Consider the following 16,942-nt stretch of genomic DNA (forward strand, 5'->3'; position numbering starts at 1 on the left):
TAAAGGCGGCTCAATGAATTGCTGAATTAACTGCTGCAACTTTCGTTGCGTTGGTCACTTCATCAGACATTGAAAATCAAAAATTGTTTTTTGATGCTCGATGCTGTGAGTGCCCACACAGATTGCTTGATTCAAATTGTTAAAGAGCAGGGTCGATAACTATAACCCCCACTGGGTTGCTTTGCAAGCCAGACCAGCCGCGCACTGTGCCGTGCTGATGGAGGCGCATTATAGGGAACGGTTTCTCGCTGGCAAGCAAAAACCCTGTGTTTTTTTGATAAAACCGTTCAAGCGTTTAAGTATTGAGCAAAGCGAGCAATATGGCAGCAAAAAGGGCCCCAATGGGCCCTTTCAATCTTGTCATGCTGGCAAATCAGATGGAGAAACTGGAACCGCAGCCACAGGTGGTCGTGGCATTGGGGTTGGTCACGGTAAAGCGGGAGCCCTCCAGACCTTCGGTGTAGTCCACGCTGCCACCGACCAGGTATTGCAGGCTCATGGGATCGATCACCATGGTCACGCCGCTCTTCTCGACGACGGTGTCACCGTCGTTGATCTTCTCGTCAAAGGTAAAACCGTACTGGAAACCGGAGCAGCCCCCCCCGGTGATGTAGACCCGCAGCTTGAGCTCGGGATTTTCTTCTTCGGTAATCAAGGTCTTGACCTTGTTCGCCGCCGCATCCGTCATCTGGATTGGCAACAGGGCTTCTGCTACTGCACTCATCACTGACCTCACAACCGTTAAATCCACTTACATGGAACGGCGGAATTATCCAATACCCGACCATTCAGTTCAAGTATTCACCACTCTTCTTGTTGTTACTGGGCCGCCGGCAAGGGCGTTGGCTGGACAACCAGAGGTTTGAGCACATCGCTCCACTCGGCCAGCAGTTCCTGGGCGGGCTGACGTCCCGCCTTGGCGATGGTGATCCGCACCCGATCCGGAATGAAGCCCTCAGGCAATTGCCAGTTGCCCTCCAGCAACTGGAAGTAGCGCAAGGCGTAGCGCCCCTCCCCCGTCTTCATGCCAAGATCCCGGCTACTGAGGGTCTTGGGTTTGTCTGCCAGGCTCCCCTCCACCCGGATCTGAACCTGCCCGCGAAACAGTTCCCGCTTCTTGGCCGGCTGCGTCAGGGCCAGACGGTAATGGTAACGACCCGGCACGCTGGTCTCCTGCAGACTGAGGTTGTCGATGACCACCCCCATCTGATCGCCGGTGGGTCTCATGATCCGCTCGAAGAAGGCGAGCTGGCGCTTCTGCTCCTGAACCTCTGCCTCCTGATCCTTGAGGGTCTGCTGCAACTGCTCGAAGGCCGCCTTCTGGGTCGCCAGCAGGGTATCCTTGACCCCCAGATCCGTCTTGAGTTGACCGATGGCCTTGCTCTGGCGCGCCAGGGTCTCCTGTTGCACCGTCAAGAGGCTGCTCTGGGCCAACTCCTGCCGATTGCCGATCACATACCCGATGAGCCCCCCCACCAGCAACACCACCAATAACTTCACGATTTGGGACATAGGGCCTCTTCCATTACTGCGCCACACTGCGGCCTCTTCCCTTCACTATATGCGACATCAATTGATTGATGTGAACAAACAAGGGGTTAACCAACAGTCACACTGCTCTCACCCCGCTTTTGACGCGCAGCCAGCCGTAAAGTTCGCTCCAGGATCTGGGAATAGATGGGCCGCCCCCCCAACCACTGAGCCACCAGGGTGGCGCCTATGGTGGTGATCATCATGGGCAGGATCAGCTGATAGTTGTCGGTCATCTCGGTCACCAGCACGATGCCGGTGATGGGGGCGCGCACGGTGGCGGCAAACAGCGCCCCCATGCCGGCGATGGCAAAGGCGCCGGGTTCAATGCCCAGATCCGGGAAAGCCGCGTGGAAGATATGGCCGAACACCACCCCGAACAGGGTACCGAGGGCCAGAGTGGGCGCGAAGACACCGCCGGGGGCGCCGGAGCAAAAGCAGATGAGCGTTGCGATGAGGCGCACCGTGAAGATGAGGAACAGGGTGGCCATGGCATATTCATCCCCCATCAGGTGCGGGATGAGTTCGGTGCCGCCACCGGTCACCGAGGGCACGAACAGCGACAGCACGCCGAAGGTGCCCGCCACCAGCATGCCGATGGCGACGAAGCGATGGCGCTTGTTCTGGTGCAAGGCGAGGTAACCGTCCTGACAGGCCAGCACCAGCTTGTTGAAGACAAAACCCAGTACGCCGAAGCAGGCACCCATGAAGAGGAAGAGCCAGAGCGCCTTCAGGGCCGGCGCGTCGTAATGGGGCAGGCTTATCACCGGCGCCTGTCCCTTCATGTTCTGCAGCATCAGGGTCGCCATGACGGCGGAGATCCCCACCGCCTTGATGGCGAGGAAGGAGTAGCGAAACTGGGGTCGCATCTCCTCCATCACGAACAGTATGCCCGCGAGCGGCGCATTGAAGGCCGCCGCCAGCCCCCCGGCGGCACCCGCCGCCAGCAAGGCATGGCCATGTTCCCTGGGCAGACGGAAGATGTCGGCCACCATCTTGCCGAGGTTGCCGCCGATCTGCACCGAGGGCCCCTCCCGTCCCAGCACCATGCCGGAGCTCAAGGTACAGATGCCGCCGAAGAATTTGACCGGCAGTACCCGCCACCAACGCACCGGCCGCAGCTCGTCCATAGCTCCCTCTATCTCGGGAATGCCGGATCCCCCCGCCTCGGGAGCGAAGGCATGGGTGAGAAAGTAGCCGACCATGCCGAGCAGGGCGCTGAAGCCGAACCCCAGCCCGATGAGTTGCCACCAGGGCCTGTCCGCCAGCAGGGTGACTCGCTGGGAGATCATCCAGTGCACGCCGGATTCAAACAGCCCGCACACCAGACCAGCCAGGAGACCCACCAGGGCGGCCAACAGCAGCACCAGCAGCGGCATCTTGTCCTGCAAAATAAGGCGTTGAAAGACGGGTCTGTGCCCAGGCAACGGAATATCAGAAGAAGAGGGGGCTTGTTGCGCCATGAGAAACCATATTCATCCAGCAAGGTTTGACAACACCCGGTCCCGGCTCGACTGCCCAGCACAGGGCCTTTCTGCTATAGTCGGCCGGTTTAATGTGCCACGGGGCAGGCCAGCGGCCCGGGTAATGAGAGCGCAAAGCATACTCCACCACCCGCAGGCTGCCGAGCCGCATTCGGCCACCTTTCCCGGTACGACCACCAAAATCCCATTAAGGATGATCCATGTCAAAATCAGATCAGCTGTTTGAACAGGCCCGCCAGACCATTCCGGGTGGCGTCAACTCCCCGGTCCGCGCCTTCAACGGGGTCGGTGGCACGCCCCGCTTCATCGAGAGTGCCGACGGTGCCTATCTCTATGATGTGGATGGTCAGGCCTATGTGGACTATATCGGCTCCTGGGGCCCCATGCTGCTGGGTCACAACCACCCGGCCATCAAGGCCGCCGTCATCCAGGCGGTGGAAAAGGGGCTGAGCTACGGCGCCCCCACCGAGATCGAGGTGCGCATGGCGGAGAAGGTGCGCCAGCTAGTCCCCTCCATGGAGCAGGTGCGTATGGTGAACTCGGGCACCGAAGCGACCATGAGCGCCATCCGTCTGGCCCGCGGCTACACCGGCCGCGACAAGATCGTCAAATTCGAGGGCTGCTACCACGGCCACGCCGACTCCCTGCTGGTGAAGGCCGGCTCCGGCGCCCTCACCCTGGGTCAGCCGAACAGCCCGGGCGTACCGGCGGACTTTGCCAAACACACCCTCACCTGCGTGTTCAACGATCTGGATTCGGTGCGGGACGTCTTCGCCCAGTACGGCAGCGACATCGCCTGCATCATCGTCGAACCGGTGGCCGGCAACATGAACTGCATCCCGCCGGTGCCGGGCTTCCTGGAAGGGCTGCGCGCCATCTGCGACGAAGCCGGCGCCCTGCTGATCCTGGACGAAGTCATGACGGGCTTTCGGGTCGCCCTCGGCGGCGCCCAGGGCCACTACAACATTGACCCGGATCTCACCACCCTCGGCAAGATCATCGGGGCCGGCATGCCGGTGGGCGCCTTCGGCGGCAAGAAGAAGGTGATGCAGCACATCGCCCCGACCGGCCCCGTCTACCAGGCGGGCACCCTGTCCGGCAACCCGGTGGCCATGGCCGCGGGTCTGGCCATGCTGGATCTGCTGCAAGAACCCGGCCTCTATGCGCGGCTCGATGCCAAGACAGCCCAGGTAGCCCAAGGCTTGAAGGCCGCCGCCGCCAAACACGGCATCCCACTCGCCGTCACCCAGGTAGGTGGCATGTTCGGCTTCTTCTTCACCGATGAGCCCGAGATCACCCGTTATGAGCAGGTCACCCGCTGCGACATGGATCGCTTCAAGCGCTTCTACCATCTGATGCTGGAAGAGGGGGTCTACCTGGCGCCGAGCGCCTACGAGGCGGGCTTCCTCTCCCTTGCCCACGGCGACAAGGAGATAGCCCACACCCTGGCCGCCGCCGAGCGCAGCTTCGCCAAGCTGGCGGGCTGATCCCGGTCCATATAAACCCGTCCAAATAAAGAAGGGCCCTGCGGGGCCCTTCTTCTTGCCTGTGCGGTTAGCCCGCACAGGATCCTGATTGCATGCCCCCTTGTGGTGCACGCCTCTCCCCTTCCCTTCGGGTTTGCCATGCACTGGTGCAAGCAGCGCCACCACGACTGTCATAAAGCAGGCCCACTATTTGCACCAGATTGCTGGAGGCGGTTCACGGCATCCCGGGTGAACCGCGCCCCCAGGAGCCCACTTGACCGAGGTGTGTATGGCAGAGATGAGCCCCATCGATGTGCTGCGGCGCTATCAGGAGTACGAAACCGAGCTGGCCCCCCTGCTGCTGGGGTTGCTCAACCTCCCCCCGGAGTCCCTCAAGGCCTATCCCTTCGTGCAGAGCGTGCAGAGCACGCCCCTGCCCCAGGCAAACGCCACCATCCTGGCTCCGATCCCCGCCCCCCAGGGGCAGCTCAGACTGGTGGTGCAGGGCCATGGCCGTGAGCTCGGCATCAACCTGCATCAGCTGATCGCCTGGCTGATGGGGGACAGAGAGCGGCGCCGCGCCATCCCCTGGTTCAGGGCCGTCTACGTGGTGCTGAGCCTTGCACTGTTTCTCATCGTCGCCACCCTGATCTGGCACGGACTTGAGCAGCTCTACCTGCTGCTGTGCGGCACCCAGCCAAACCGGCTCGGCGCCTTCAGCGCCATCATCTTCCTGACCCTGGCATTGGCGGTGTTCGATCTCGGCAAGACCATATTGGAGGAGGAGGTACTGCTTCATAAGGACATCTTCCGCCACAGCGCCATTCGCCGCACCATCACCCGCTTCATCGCCGCCATCCTGATCGCGGTCTCCATCGAGGGGCTGCTGTTGCTGTTCAAGGGGTCTCTTGGCCAGGTCGAGTTGCTCTGGCCGGCGGTGGGGGTGATGGCCTGCGCCGTGGGACTGCTGCTGGCGCTCGGGCTCTACGTGTTTCTCGGCGCCAAGGCGGAGGCGGCCCTGGTCGCCTCCAGCCAGCGCCCCCTGACAAGTGGTGGCGAGCCGGGGGCCGGGCTTTCGCGGCGGCGCACCGGCTTTCGACGCGGGAGGTGATCCCTCCCCGCAAGATGGTTAGCGGGGAGCCTCGCTCAGCCCGCGCTGAGCCGGTGACTGGCTAGCGGGCTGGCGCCGTCCCGCCCGCCAGGAGGCGTACATGGTCCAGGAGGTGTAGATGACCACTAGGGCCACCAGCCATTTGAGCATCTCCATGTCCATGGACTGCACCAGCTGGGCCCCCAGCACCACGCCGAGAGGGCCGAAGATGGCCACCGCCAGCACGGCTTTGGCATCAAAGGCTCCCCGCCGGATGAAGGTACCCGCCGAGAAGACGCTCAGCACAGCGGTGGAGCCCATCATGATGGGGAAGGCCGCCATGGGATTCATCCCCAGCAGGTAGACCAGGGTCATGCAGGGGGCGAACAGGCCGATGCCGACGTTCATCAAGACCCCGAAGAGGAAGTTGCCAGCCAGGGCAATCCCCAGCTTGTAGCCGGTCAGCCCCATGGCCTCGCCACCGAGGGGGAAGAGCCCCAGCAGGCCGGCGAAGATGAGCCCGGCCACCACCAGCAGGGAGACCGCCATCACCAGCCGGATGGTCTGCCTATCGAAGCCGGCGACCCGGCTCGCCCCCCAGGCGGCTCCCGCGGCGGCCGCCGCCATCATGCTGATGAGGGTGAGGGGGTCCACCTTGACCACGCCGATGAAGATGAGGGACTGGGTCACGGTCGGCAGCACGCACTGACCGTTGAGGGTGCCCGGCAGCAGACGATCGTCGATGAGCTTGAACTGCTTGTAGCAGGCGGTCTTCACCGCGAAGCTGCCCACCCCCAAGGTATCGAGGAAGTTGGCGACAAAACCGATGCCCGCTACCGGCCAGAACGGCGTGGACTCGAGCTCCCCCCTGCGCCGCTTGTGCCACCAGGCGTGGATCAGCATGAAGATGAAGACCAGGGCGCAGCCGATGAACAGCAGGCGCAACAGATTGATTAGCATTGGCGTTCTCCAAAAGAGGCGGCGATGTCAAAGGCGCGCCGCCCCCGACAATATGGCGTGGGCCCACCAGTCAGGCCCCGTCGACGGGATTGATCCCAGGGTGAGTATGCGAACTCGAACGGCGCTGCCCATACTTGCCCATGAGGGCGCAAGCCCGGGGCCATCGGCCGTAGTCATGGTCATTTCGCGACGACCACAGCCGCCGATGGAAATAAGCAAAAGAAGGCAGGTTTCCCTGCCTTCTTTTTTATTGCCAGCCATCCGATGCCGGGTCTGTCAGCCCAGCCAGCCGGGCAGCCTGGGGGCGATGCGCGCGATCAGTCGATCCGACAAGGGCGTCAGCAGCAAGAGGGGCAGACAGAGCAGGGCCAGGCAGAGGGCGCCGACATAGACATCCGTCAGCCAGTGAGCCCCGGCGAAGATGCGGGGAGCCGAGAACAGGGGCACCATCAGCAGGGCGATGACACCGGCCCAGCGCGGCAGGTAGCGCAGGGCGAAACCGGCGAAGATCATCAGGAACAGGGCGTGATCCCCGGGGAAGCTGTCGCTTGAAGAGTCCTTGGTCGGGATGGCGCTCAGCTCGGTCACCCGCAGCGCCCCCTCCACCATCAGGGTGGGGCTCGGGCGACTGACCGGCAGCAGGTGGCCAAACTGGTTGATAGCCAAGGCCCCCAGCAGCATGACGACCCCCATGGCCACCAGCCGACTGCGCTCCTGCCCCTGCGCACGGAAGAAGCAGATGGCCAGGATCAGCCCCATGCAGGCCAAGGCCACCAGATCGAACAGGCGGTTGTTGGTGATGGCCACCAGATCCGCCCAGCGTGCGGAGTCGGCGAGCCAGCCATTGACCCGCAGGAAGGTGGCGAGATCCCAGTGATCCCAGGGGCCGTGGCCCGGCAGGGCGCCCCAACTGAGGGCGATCAGCCCCCCGATCAGATAGAAAGGTATGAACTTGCTCATGCCGAGCCTTCCTTCAGAAAAACCTTATTTTAAAGTAGATTATTCGAGATCTGAATCACAAAAATGTAAAAGTTAATGTCAGAAAGATACTCTACCGAATCTTTTTCCACAGATCCCATCTCGACGCCCAAACTGGCAGTACTCGGCTTGGCGCGCCAGCGGCTTGCGGCTAGTATGTGAATCCCTTCATTCAGGATGATGATGATGCGCAGCTACCTTCGCATGATGTTGTTTGCACTGGGCTTATTGGCTGGGGTTCAGATCCCGGGGCTGGTCGATCTCTACTTCCAGCGGCTGGATGCCCGGGTGCAGCAGGCCAACCTCAGCCTGGCCCCCTTCCAGGGCACCGCGGATCAGCACTTCGGTGGGGATCTGCAGGCCCTGATCGCCCACTACGGCGCCAGTCAGGATCCGGTCTTCACCCAGGATGCCGACAGCCTGAAGCTGCTGGTGAGCCAGCAGCGCCACCTGCAGCAGGAGCTCGCCATCAAGGATAAACCCTGGCTGCGACAGCTCTCCCACCTGCTGCTGCAACCGGATCCCCTGCTCTGGCAGGATACCCTACACAACTACAGCTATGTGGTGCCGCTCAAGCAGGCCGCCATCGGCTGTGGTCTCGCCGTTGGCCTGATCGCCGCCCTGCTCGGGGATCTGCTGCTCGGCATCATCCTGCTGCCGTTTCGCTCGCGCCAGCCTGCCCCCCGCTATCGCTGACGCCCCTCTCCCGGCCTACTCGAAGGGTTCGAGATAGGCCTGGATCGCCTTCTTCAACCAGGCCAGCACCTTGCCGTGGTGGGCGCTTTCCGACAGATAGACCCCGTAGTCCCGCCACTGCAGGCTGAACTTGTGCTTCAGGGTCAACAGATCGCCCTGCCGCAGCTGGCCCTGGATCAGCGGCGAGGGGAGCACGGCCCACCCCAGCCCATCCAGCACGGCGTCCCGCATCAGCTCGAAACTCGACAGGCCGATGTGCTGGCCGCCGATGGGCAGCAGGCTCTTGACCGAGAACTCGTCGACATAGGAGAGGGTGACCTGGGTGTGGCCGCTCAGATCCTGCTGCAGCACCCGTTTCAGGCCGGCCAGGGGGTGGCTCGGCGCCACCACCATCAGGGTGCGGATGGGGTTGAGCACAGCGATGCACAGGCCGCTGCGCTCCTGCTCCTCGGTGATGAGGCCGAAGGCCGCGTCCACGAACCCCTCCTCCACCAGGGCAGGCAGCTCGGGGGGCGAGGCCAGCACCAGGGAGATGCTGGTGCCGGGGAACTGGCGACGCAGGGTCCCCAGCAGGTCGCGCCAGACAGATTCGGGGATGGCGTCATCCCGCGCCACCCGCAGCGCCACCTCGGCGCCGGAGGCGTGATGCTCGCACTTGAGCTGCAGGCTGTTGGCCGCCTGCAGCAGCCGTTTGCAGTCATCCAGCACCTGCTCCCCTATCTCGGTCAATCGACTGCGATTCGCACCGCGTTCAAAAAGGTCGACGCCAAGCTCCAACTCCAGTGCCGCGATCGCCGTGCTGACCGCACTGCGACTCTTGCCAAGACGGCGGGCCGCATTGGCAATGGAGCCGCTTTCCGCAGATTCCACAAAGAGTTCTATCTGATTGAGCTTCATAAAGGCGCTGGCATGCAGAGGATCCGAGCTTTACCTTAGCCCGCCCCCATCACACAGGCAAACCCTTGGCGTCTGATTAATCGACGCTGAGCGATTCCCGACAAGGCCGGGGCCCCGGCTATCCTTGCCGGGTCGAAGCCACAGAAGGACGCTTTATGTTAATCAGTCGCATGTTATTGGCCCGGATGTTTTTGACCGGCGCCATCCTGACCGAGGTCGCCGGCACCTCCTCCATGACCCTCATCGCGGACAATGGCGCGGGCTGGCTCAACTACCTGCCCATGTGGGCGCTCATCGCCCTCTCCTACCTGATGTTGGCCAAAGCCGCCAAAACAATCTCCATTGGTATCGCGTTCGCCCTCTGGGAAGGACTGGGGATCGCCTTGATCACCCTGGTCTCCGTGTTGTTCCTGGATTACCGCATCAGCACCCAGGAGCTGATCGGGCTCGCGCTGGCCATAGTGGGGATTGTTATGGTGACCCTGGGTGAGAGCCATGATGAGCCGGCCTCAACCCCCGCACCGCGTCAGATTGGGGAGGCCCCATGCACCCGTTGATCATCGTGCTCGGCGCCGCCCTGCTGGACATTGGCGCCAACATGGCCATCAACCGCTCGGTGGGGTTTCGCTACAAGGGCTGGGGATTTCTCGGCATCCTGCTGGTGCTCTGCGCCTTCACCCTGCTCTCCGAGGCGGTGAGCACGGGCAAGATAGATCTCGCCATTGCCTACGCCACCTGGGGTGCCATCGGCATCCTTGGCACCGCCCTCGGCGGCCTCTTGCTGTTCGGGGAGCGGCTCAAACCCGTCGGCTGGGCCGGGATCCTGGTGATGGCGGTGGCGGTAGCCCTGCTGACCACCGCATGATCCACGCCAAAAGCTCATGAAAAAAGCCGTCCGGTTTGCCGGGCGGCTTTTAAACAGTCAAAACGATCGCTCAGATTGCAGCAGGCAGTCTAACTCTCTGCCTCATAGAGCTCCAACGGCAGGCCGTCGGGGTCGGCGAAGAAGGTGAAGCGCCGACCGGTCAGCTCGTCCACCCGCACCGCCTCCACCTCGATCCCCTGCCCCTGCAGATGGGCGATGACCCGCTCCAGATCCGCTACCCGAAAGGCCAGATGGCGAAGGCCGCAGGCCTCGGGCCTCGAGGGACGCGGTGGCGGCGCGGGGAAGCTGAACAGCTCCAGCTGGCTGCCGTCCGGCAGGGCCAGATCCAGTTTCCAGGATTGGCGGGCTTCGCGCAGGGTCTCAGCGATGATGGGCAGTCCCAGCACCTCGTGATAGAAGCGGCGCGAGCGCGCATAGTCGCTGGCGATGATGGCCACATGGTGGATGCCGCCGAGCAGGGGTATCGTCATACCGACTCCATCAAAACGGGCGGCAGGCCGCCCGTTTCCTTAGTTGAAGAAACCGTTGAACCAGTTGTCCAGGGCATTGGTCGGGCTCGGGTTCGCCACCGGAGCGGCGCAGCTCATGGGTTCCCCCAGTCCTGCCAGTTTGGCCGGCACCTGCAGGCTGCCGGGGCAGTCGCTGGTGACCCGGGCACCACTGGTGCGGGAGAAGCTGGCCCAGCTCACCCCCTCCGGCATGTTCAGGCTCAGGCTGTTGACCCCGCGCTGGCTCATGTAACCGCTGAACAGTTGCAGGGCACCGCTGGCACCGGTCAGCCCGGCCGGGGTGTTGTCGTCACGACCGACCCAGATGCTCACCAGTTCGTTGTTGTCGAGCCCGGTGAACCAGGAGTCCCGCAGTTCGTTGGTGGTCCCGGTCTTGGCGGCCATGGTGGCGCCGGGGAACTTGGCTCCGAGGGCCCGGGCCGTGCCCTGGCTCACTGTCTTGGTCATGGCGAACAGGGTCAGCCAGCTCGCCTGGGGATCCGTGACCCGCTTGGCGGCCTCGTCATGCTGATAGAGCTGGCTGCCATCGCCGTTCACCACGGCGCGGATGGCCGACAGCGGCTGGGTCAGCCCCTGGTTCGCGATGGGCAGGTACATCTGGTTCACCTCCATGGGAGAGAGCGCCACGGCCCCCAGCACCAAGGACGGGTAGGGCTGGATCTCCTGGGTAACCCCGAGCTTGTGCAGGGTATCCACCACCTTGTCGAGCCCCACCTGCATGCCGAGGTTGACGGTCGGCACGTTGAGGGAGCTCGCCAGCGCCTCCATCATGGGCACGCTCTGGCGGAACTTGCGATCGTAGTTCTGAGGCGTCCAGATCTGGCCATCCTGGCCGCGGATGCGGATCGGCTGATCTTTCAGCGGTGTGCCCAGGGTCAGGCCGTTGGAGAGGCCGGTCAGGTAGACGGCGGGTTTCACCAGGGAACCGATCTGACGACGGGCATCCAGCGCGCGGTTGAAGCCGGCGTAGCGCGGATCCCGTCCCCCCACCATGGCGACCACTTCCCCCTTGTGCCAGTCGGAGACCACCATGGCCGCCTCCAGCTTCTTCTTGCCCCGTTGCTTCTCGATGGTGGCAAGCCCCGATTCCACCGCTTGTTCGGCGGCGTGCTGGGCGATGGGATCCAGGCTGGTGAAGATCTTGAGGCCGGACTGCTTGAGCAGATCCGGGCCGAAGCGGCTCTGGATCTCCCGCTTGAGCAGGCCCATGAAGGCCGGGGTGCGGCCATAGCTCATCTGGCCACGGGTGATGATGCCAAGGGGTTGCTTGCTGGCCAGCTCATACTCGGGCTGGGTCAGGCTGCCGTGATCCATCAGCAATTTCAGCACCAGATCCCGCCGGGCCTTGGCCCGCTCCGGGAAGCGCCAGGGATCGTAATAGGAGGGGCCCTTCACCATGCCCACCAGCAGGGCCACCTGATCGATGTCCAGCTCGTTGACCGGGATGCCGAAGTAGAAATAGGAGGCGAGCCCGAAGCCGTAGACCCCCTGGGAGAAGTTCTGACCGAGATAGACCTCGTTGAGATAGGCCTCCAGGATCTCGTCCTTGCTGTAGCGGTAGTCGATCAGCACCGCCATATAGGCTTCCTGCACCTTGCGCCACAGGCTGCGCTCACGGGTCAGGAAGAAGTTCTTGGCGAGCTGCTGGGTGAGGGTACTGCCCCCCTGCACGGTGCGCCCCGCCAGCACGTTGGCCGCCATGGCGCGCATGATGGCCACGGGGGAGACGCCGCCATGCTGATAGAAGTCCCTGTCTTCCGTGGTGAGCAGGGTGACCAGCAGGCTGTCCGGCACCTCGGCGATGCGCACCAGCAGGCGATCCTCCCGCTCCTCGGTGTTCAGCCGGTCCAGCAGCACCGGGTCCATCTGGGCATAACCGAGCTGGCGCTGGTTTTCGAGCGCCAGGATCCCGTCCAGCCGCGCACCGTTGAAGGTCAGGCGCAGGCCGCGGGCACCGTCGGCGCCGTCATGGAAGGCGAACGGGCGGCGGATCAGGTCAATCTTGTTGCCGTTGACCGCATACTCACCCGGGGTGTGGGGCTGGCGCACCTGCTTGTAGCTCAGCATGTTCAGCTCGCGCAGCATCTGGGCCTGGGAGAGACGCTGGCTGGGGTAGAGCTCCAGCGGACGGCTGTAAACCATCACCGGCAGCTGCCACTTCTCGCCATCGAAGCGCTCGCGCACCTTGGTATCGAGATAGATACCGAATACCACCATGAAGGCGCCCACCACCAGCGAGAGTTTGAAGCCAAGCCAGAACAGCTTGCGCCAGATGGTGTTGTTGGGCGCGGCCTTCTTGGGCGCGCGCTTGCGTCGTTGGGTTGCCATAAATCCTCTTTGCTTTCCTTCCTGCTTGTGTTGTCGCCTTCGCGAACGTCCGATTGCGCCAAGTCAATCGGCTCTACAATCCCATCTTCTTCTTGGTCACTCTGGTCGGCATCGCCTCGAGGGGATTGTCCGGCCAGTAGTGGCGCGGGTAGCGCCCCTTCATCTCTTTCTTCACCTGCTCGTAGGATCCCGCCCAGAAGGCGGCGAGATCCGCGGTGATCTGCAGTGGCCGCTGGGCCGGGGAGAGCAGCTCCACCACCAGGGCCACCCGGCCATCGGCCACGCAGGGCGTGCTGGCCTGACCGAACATCTCCTGGATCCGCACCGGGATCACCGGTGCCTGACCCGGCTCATAGCGGATGCGCACCCGGCTGCCGGTGGGGGCCTGGAAATGACTCGGCAACGCCTCGTCCAGCCGCTTTGGCAGGGGCCAGGGCAGAGACTGGCGCAGCAGCTCCGCTAGGTTGAGACGCTTGAGCTGCTCCAGCCTCGTCATGCCGCTCAGTGCCGGCAGCAACCATGTTTCCAGCGTTGCCGGCAGGCTGTTCTCATCCATGGCAGGCCAGCCCTCCTCCGGCAACCAGTCGGCGGCGCAGCGCAGCCGGGCCAGCAGCCCTTCACTACTCTCGTCCCAGGGCAGCACGTGCAGTCCCTTGCGACGAATGCCCTGCAGCAGGCAGCGCCCCTTCTGCTCGTCCGACAGATCCGTGAGGGGGCGCTGGCTCAGCACCAGTTCACCGAGTACCTGCTGGCGCTCGGCCCGCACCCGCTCCTCCCGTTCATCCCAGTCGAACCACTGGCGTTCGCTGACCAGTTCAGGCAGCTGGCGCACCAGCTCATCCAGCTCCACGGGCTCGGCGATGAAGATGCGGCTGCCACGCTCGTTCTGGCCCATCTCGATGGAGACGAGCGCTGCTTGCCCCTGACAGGGATGACCTTCTACCAGATCGCAGCTCACCCCACCACTGAGTTGATAGCGATTGCCGCTGCGCAGTTTGCCGATCCTGTCCGGCCAGGCGAGGGCGCAGAGCAGCCCGAGCCACTCCCCCCTGGCGGTGGAGGGGCGCACGCCGAGGCGCTCGAACCAGCGGGCGGCGCCCTGGCGCAAGTCGCCTTGGCGGCGCTGGAACAACACGGACAGACGCTCGGATCCTCGCAGATCCTCTTCCTGCAGCGCCACCAGGAAAGCGGCATCGGCGACAATCCCTGTCAGACCCTCGGCCTCGAGCTCACGGGCCCGCAGCAACATGCGCGCCAACCGGGGATGGGTCCCCAGTACCGCCATGGCGCGGCCGGTCGGGGTCAGCTGCTGCTCCCCATCCGCTTTCATCGCGCCGAGGGAGGCCAGCAGTCGCTGGGCACTGGCCACCGCCGCCGCGGGTGGCGGGTCCAGCAACGGCAGGCTCTCGACCCTGGCCCCCCACTGGGCGGAATCCAGCAGCAGGCCGGTCAGCTCCTGGGTCAGGATGTCTGGCGGGCTCTGCTCGGCCAGGCGCTCCTGCACCTCGGCACTCCAGAGCCGGTAGCAGACTCCGGGGCCGAGACGGCCCGCCCGCCCCGCCCGCTGGGTGGCGGACGCCTTGGCGATCTGGCGGGTCTCCAGCCGGGTGACCCCGCTCTTGAGATCGAAGGAGGCACGCCGCTCCAGCCCGCTGTCGATGACCATCGATATCCCTTCAATGGTGAGGGAGGTCTCCGCCACATTGGTGGTGAGTACCAGCTTGCGGCTGCCCGCCGGCGCCGGTTCGATGGCGGCCTGCTGGGCTTTGATGTCGAGGCGGCCATAGAGGGGGGTGAGGCGCACGTCATCAGGCAGCCGCCCCTCCAGCCATTGTGCCAGCCGCTCTATCTCTCCCTGCCCCGGCAGGAACACCAGGGCGCTGCCGGGATGTGCAGCCAGCGCCTCCAGCACCACGGCGCCCACCTGCGGCTCCAGCCACTGCTGGCGGTTGGCGGGACGGTAGTGATAGTCGATGGGAAAGCCGCGCCCCTCTGAGCGGATGACGGGAGCTGTCGGCAGCAAGGCTTCCAGCGCCATGCCATCCAGAGTGGCGGACATGATCAAGAGCTTGAGATCGTCCCTCAGTCCCTGCTGGCTCTCGATGGCGAAGGCCAGGGCGGTATCCGCGTGCAGGCTGCGCTCGTGAAACTCGTCGAAGATGACCAGCGACACCCCGGCGAGCTCCGGATCCTGCTGCAGCATCCGGGTCAGCACCCCTTCGGTCACTATCTCGAGCCGGGTCGCGGCGCTGGTGCGGCTCTCCCCCCGCACCCGCAGCCCGATGCGCTCCCCCACCTTCTCCCCCAGCTGACGAGCCAGAAAGCTCGCGATGTTCCGTGCCGCCAGCCGGCGGGGCTCCAGCATGATGATCCGACCGGGCAGCCGGTTCTGGCGTACCAGCTCCAGGGGCAGCAGGGTCGACTTGCCCGCGCCGGGGGGCGCCTGCAGGATCACGCTGGTATGGCTATCGATGGCATCAAACAGCTCGGGGAGCACCGAAACGATGGGGAGTTGGGACAAAACGGCGACAACCTTCTGTGGCGACATGAAAAACGGTGTCCATTCTGCCATAGCAAGGGGTCTGCTGTAAGCGCATGGCGTCGAGGCCATCCCTCTCCCCTTCCTCCCGTGCATGGCGATGACTGGCGTTGGCAAGACATTCCCCCGTTCACTGCCATAGAATGGGCTCCTACCTGCGCATCACGAGGACCGACTCCCCCCATGTCCAAACTCTTCTTCGCCCTGCCCCTGCCCGAGCTGGCCACCGATCTGGCCGCCTGGCGCGCAGAGCGCCCCTGGCCCGGTCTGCCGGTCCCGGCGGCGAACCTGCACCTCACCCTGGCCTTTCTCGGAGAAACCGACGAGCAGACCCAGGAGCGCCTGATTGCCGCCGCCGGGCAACAGCACTGCCCGCCCTTTGCCGTCCGGCTCGATCAGACCGGCTGGTTCGCCCGCGCCAAGGCCGCCTGGCTAGGCCCGAGGGAGTGGCCCAACGAGCTGAACGTGCTGGCCCGGGCCCTGCGCCGTCACGGCGAGAAGCTGGGGCTCGGCAACGGGGAGCAGGGCTATCGCCCCCATGTCACCCTGTCGCGCAAGGCGGGGGAAGCCCCCGATGATCTGCCTGTGCCGGACTTCGTGCTGCAGGCGGACAGCTTCTGCCTCTATCGCTCGGTGAGCACCCCGGACGGGGTCAGCTATGAAGCCATCTCCTGCTGGCCCCTGCGGGCTCGCATCAAGGAACAAAAACCCGAGGAGCTGACCCCATGATTTTCGATCCCCCCCTGCAATGCGGGCAGCTCATCAGCCGCTACAAACGCTTCCTGACCGATGTGCAACTGGACGATGGCGAGACCATCACCATCCATTGCGCCAACACCGGCGCCATGACCGGCTGCGCCGATCCGGGCACCCGGGTCTGGTACTCCACCTCCGACAATCCCAAGCGAAAGCTGGCTCACAGCTGGGAGATTGCCGAGAGTCCGGCGGGCCATTTCATCTGCGTCAATACCGCCCGCGCCAACCAGATTGCCCGCGAGTTGATCGAGCAGGGGGCGCTGGCCCCCCTTGCCGGTTATGCCAGGCTGCGGACCGAGGTGAAATACGGGGAAGAGAACAGCCGCATCGACCTGTTGCTGGAGGACGATGACAGGCCCAGCTGCTACATCGAGGTGAAATCCGTCACCCTGCTGGACGAACGGGAGCAGACCGGCATGGGTTACTTCCCCGATGCGGTGACGACCCGGGGAGCCAAACATCTGCGTGAACTGATGGCCATGAAGGCGGCGGGGCACAGAGCCGTGTTGTTATTCATGGTGTTGCATTCGGGGATTGCGCGGATGCGCCCGGCAACGCACATCGATCCGCACTATAGTCTGCTCATTGAACAGGCAATGGCGGCGGGGGTTGAAATTTTATGCTATCGCCCCCATGTTGGGGTGCAAGGCATGGTGGCTCAAGACTTTATCCCGTTTGAATCTGACCACCTGCAACCCGAGGGCTGCAAATAAATGCTGGAATGGGTAACAATATTGGTATGGCTTGTTTGCCTACGGGTTACCCTTCTGCTATAGATACCGCCCTCAATTTATGGATGGCACGAGTCGCGTGCTGAATTAGG

Annotated in this window: 16 protein-coding genes; 7 read left to right on the forward strand and 9 right to left on the reverse strand. The window is 63.8% G+C overall.

Annotation, left to right across the window (positions count from 1 at the left end; translation table 11 throughout):
- Positions 1-373: 373 nt before the first annotated feature.
- The 3 genes from erpA to clcA all read right to left on the reverse strand — a co-directional run bounded on the left by erpA (position 374) and on the right by clcA (position 2,993).
- Positions 374-724, reverse strand: coding sequence for an iron-sulfur cluster insertion protein ErpA (erpA, locus tag ACW5W7_RS20780; protein WP_349921120.1), 351 nt, complete (start codon positions 722-724; stop codon positions 374-376).
- A 95-nt stretch (positions 725-819) separates the two neighbouring features.
- Entirely contained in the window at positions 820-1,512 is a 693-nt protein-coding gene (locus tag ACW5W7_RS20785) for a DUF6776 family protein (protein WP_456502934.1), read from the reverse strand.
- Positions 1,513-1,598: 86 nt separating this feature from the next.
- Positions 1,599-2,993: a H(+)/Cl(-) exchange transporter ClcA gene (clcA, locus tag ACW5W7_RS20790; RefSeq protein ID WP_456502935.1), complete on the reverse strand. Its 1,395-nt coding sequence runs from the start codon at positions 2,991-2,993 to the stop codon at positions 1,599-1,601.
- Positions 2,994-3,214: 221 nt separating this feature from the next.
- Here clcA and hemL point away from each other — a divergent pair, with 221 nt between their 5' ends.
- Positions 3,215-4,501: a glutamate-1-semialdehyde 2,1-aminomutase gene (gene hemL, locus ACW5W7_RS20795; protein ID WP_456502936.1), complete on the forward strand. Its 1,287-nt coding sequence runs from the start codon at positions 3,215-3,217 to the stop codon at positions 4,499-4,501.
- A 268-nt stretch (positions 4,502-4,769) separates the two neighbouring features.
- Positions 4,770-5,591, forward strand: coding sequence for a hypothetical protein (locus ACW5W7_RS20800; RefSeq protein WP_349921116.1), 822 nt, complete (start codon positions 4,770-4,772; stop codon positions 5,589-5,591).
- 18 nt (positions 5,592-5,609) lie between these two features.
- Here the strand turns inward: ACW5W7_RS20800 and ACW5W7_RS20805 are convergent, their stop codons facing one another.
- The gene (locus tag ACW5W7_RS20805; RefSeq protein ID WP_456502937.1) at positions 5,610-6,530 is read right to left on the reverse strand and encodes a TSUP family transporter; all 921 of its coding nucleotides are present in this window, start codon (positions 6,528-6,530) and stop codon (positions 5,610-5,612) included.
- Positions 6,531-6,806: 276 nt separating this feature from the next.
- The gene (locus tag ACW5W7_RS20810) at positions 6,807-7,490 is read right to left on the reverse strand and encodes a phosphatase PAP2 family protein (RefSeq protein ID WP_456502938.1); all 684 of its coding nucleotides are present in this window, start codon (positions 7,488-7,490) and stop codon (positions 6,807-6,809) included.
- A 204-nt stretch (positions 7,491-7,694) separates the two neighbouring features.
- Between ACW5W7_RS20810 and ACW5W7_RS20815 the strand changes: the two genes are divergently transcribed.
- On the forward strand, positions 7,695-8,204 hold the full coding sequence (locus tag ACW5W7_RS20815; RefSeq protein ID WP_456502939.1) for a DUF2937 family protein: 510 nt from the start codon (positions 7,695-7,697) through the stop codon (positions 8,202-8,204).
- A gap of 15 nt (positions 8,205-8,219) precedes the next feature.
- Here ACW5W7_RS20815 and ACW5W7_RS20820 read toward each other — a convergent pair whose 3' ends face one another.
- Positions 8,220-9,101 (reverse strand): LysR family transcriptional regulator, encoded by an 882-nt coding sequence (locus ACW5W7_RS20820; RefSeq protein ID WP_456502940.1) that lies wholly within the window; start codon positions 9,099-9,101, stop codon positions 8,220-8,222.
- 155 nt (positions 9,102-9,256) lie between these two features.
- Here ACW5W7_RS20820 and ACW5W7_RS20825 point away from each other — a divergent pair, with 155 nt between their 5' ends.
- Positions 9,257-9,658, forward strand: coding sequence for an SMR family transporter (locus tag ACW5W7_RS20825; protein ID WP_456502941.1), 402 nt, complete (start codon positions 9,257-9,259; stop codon positions 9,656-9,658).
- Complete coding sequence (locus tag ACW5W7_RS20830) at positions 9,646-9,966, forward strand: SMR family transporter (RefSeq protein ID WP_456502942.1); 321 nt, start codon at positions 9,646-9,648, stop codon at positions 9,964-9,966. Before ACW5W7_RS20825 ends, ACW5W7_RS20830 begins: the two co-directional genes overlap by 13 nt.
- Before the next feature lie 89 nt (positions 9,967-10,055).
- Here ACW5W7_RS20830 and gloA2 read toward each other — a convergent pair whose 3' ends face one another.
- From gloA2 to hrpB, 3 genes are all read right to left on the reverse strand, one after another.
- Positions 10,056-10,457: an SMU1112c/YaeR family gloxylase I-like metalloprotein gene (gloA2, locus tag ACW5W7_RS20835; protein ID WP_456502943.1), complete on the reverse strand. Its 402-nt coding sequence runs from the start codon at positions 10,455-10,457 to the stop codon at positions 10,056-10,058.
- 39 nt (positions 10,458-10,496) lie between these two features.
- Entirely contained in the window at positions 10,497-12,824 is a 2,328-nt protein-coding gene (gene mrcB / locus ACW5W7_RS20840) for a penicillin-binding protein 1B (RefSeq protein ID WP_456502944.1), read from the reverse strand.
- Between the two features lie 73 nt (positions 12,825-12,897).
- Complete coding sequence (gene hrpB, locus ACW5W7_RS20845) at positions 12,898-15,345, reverse strand: ATP-dependent helicase HrpB (RefSeq protein ID WP_456502945.1); 2,448 nt, start codon at positions 15,343-15,345, stop codon at positions 12,898-12,900.
- Between the two features lie 201 nt (positions 15,346-15,546).
- Between hrpB and thpR the strand changes: the two genes are divergently transcribed.
- Both thpR and sfsA read left to right on the forward strand, forming a co-directional pair.
- Positions 15,547-16,092, forward strand: coding sequence for an RNA 2',3'-cyclic phosphodiesterase (gene thpR, locus ACW5W7_RS20850; protein WP_456502946.1), 546 nt, complete (start codon positions 15,547-15,549; stop codon positions 16,090-16,092).
- Complete coding sequence (sfsA, locus tag ACW5W7_RS20855) at positions 16,089-16,832, forward strand: DNA/RNA nuclease SfsA (protein ID WP_456502947.1); 744 nt, start codon at positions 16,089-16,091, stop codon at positions 16,830-16,832. The genes thpR and sfsA overlap by 4 nt, the downstream gene beginning before the upstream one ends.
- Positions 16,833-16,942 lie beyond the last annotated feature (110 nt).

This window comes from Aeromonas intestinalis, from assembly GCF_054052485.1.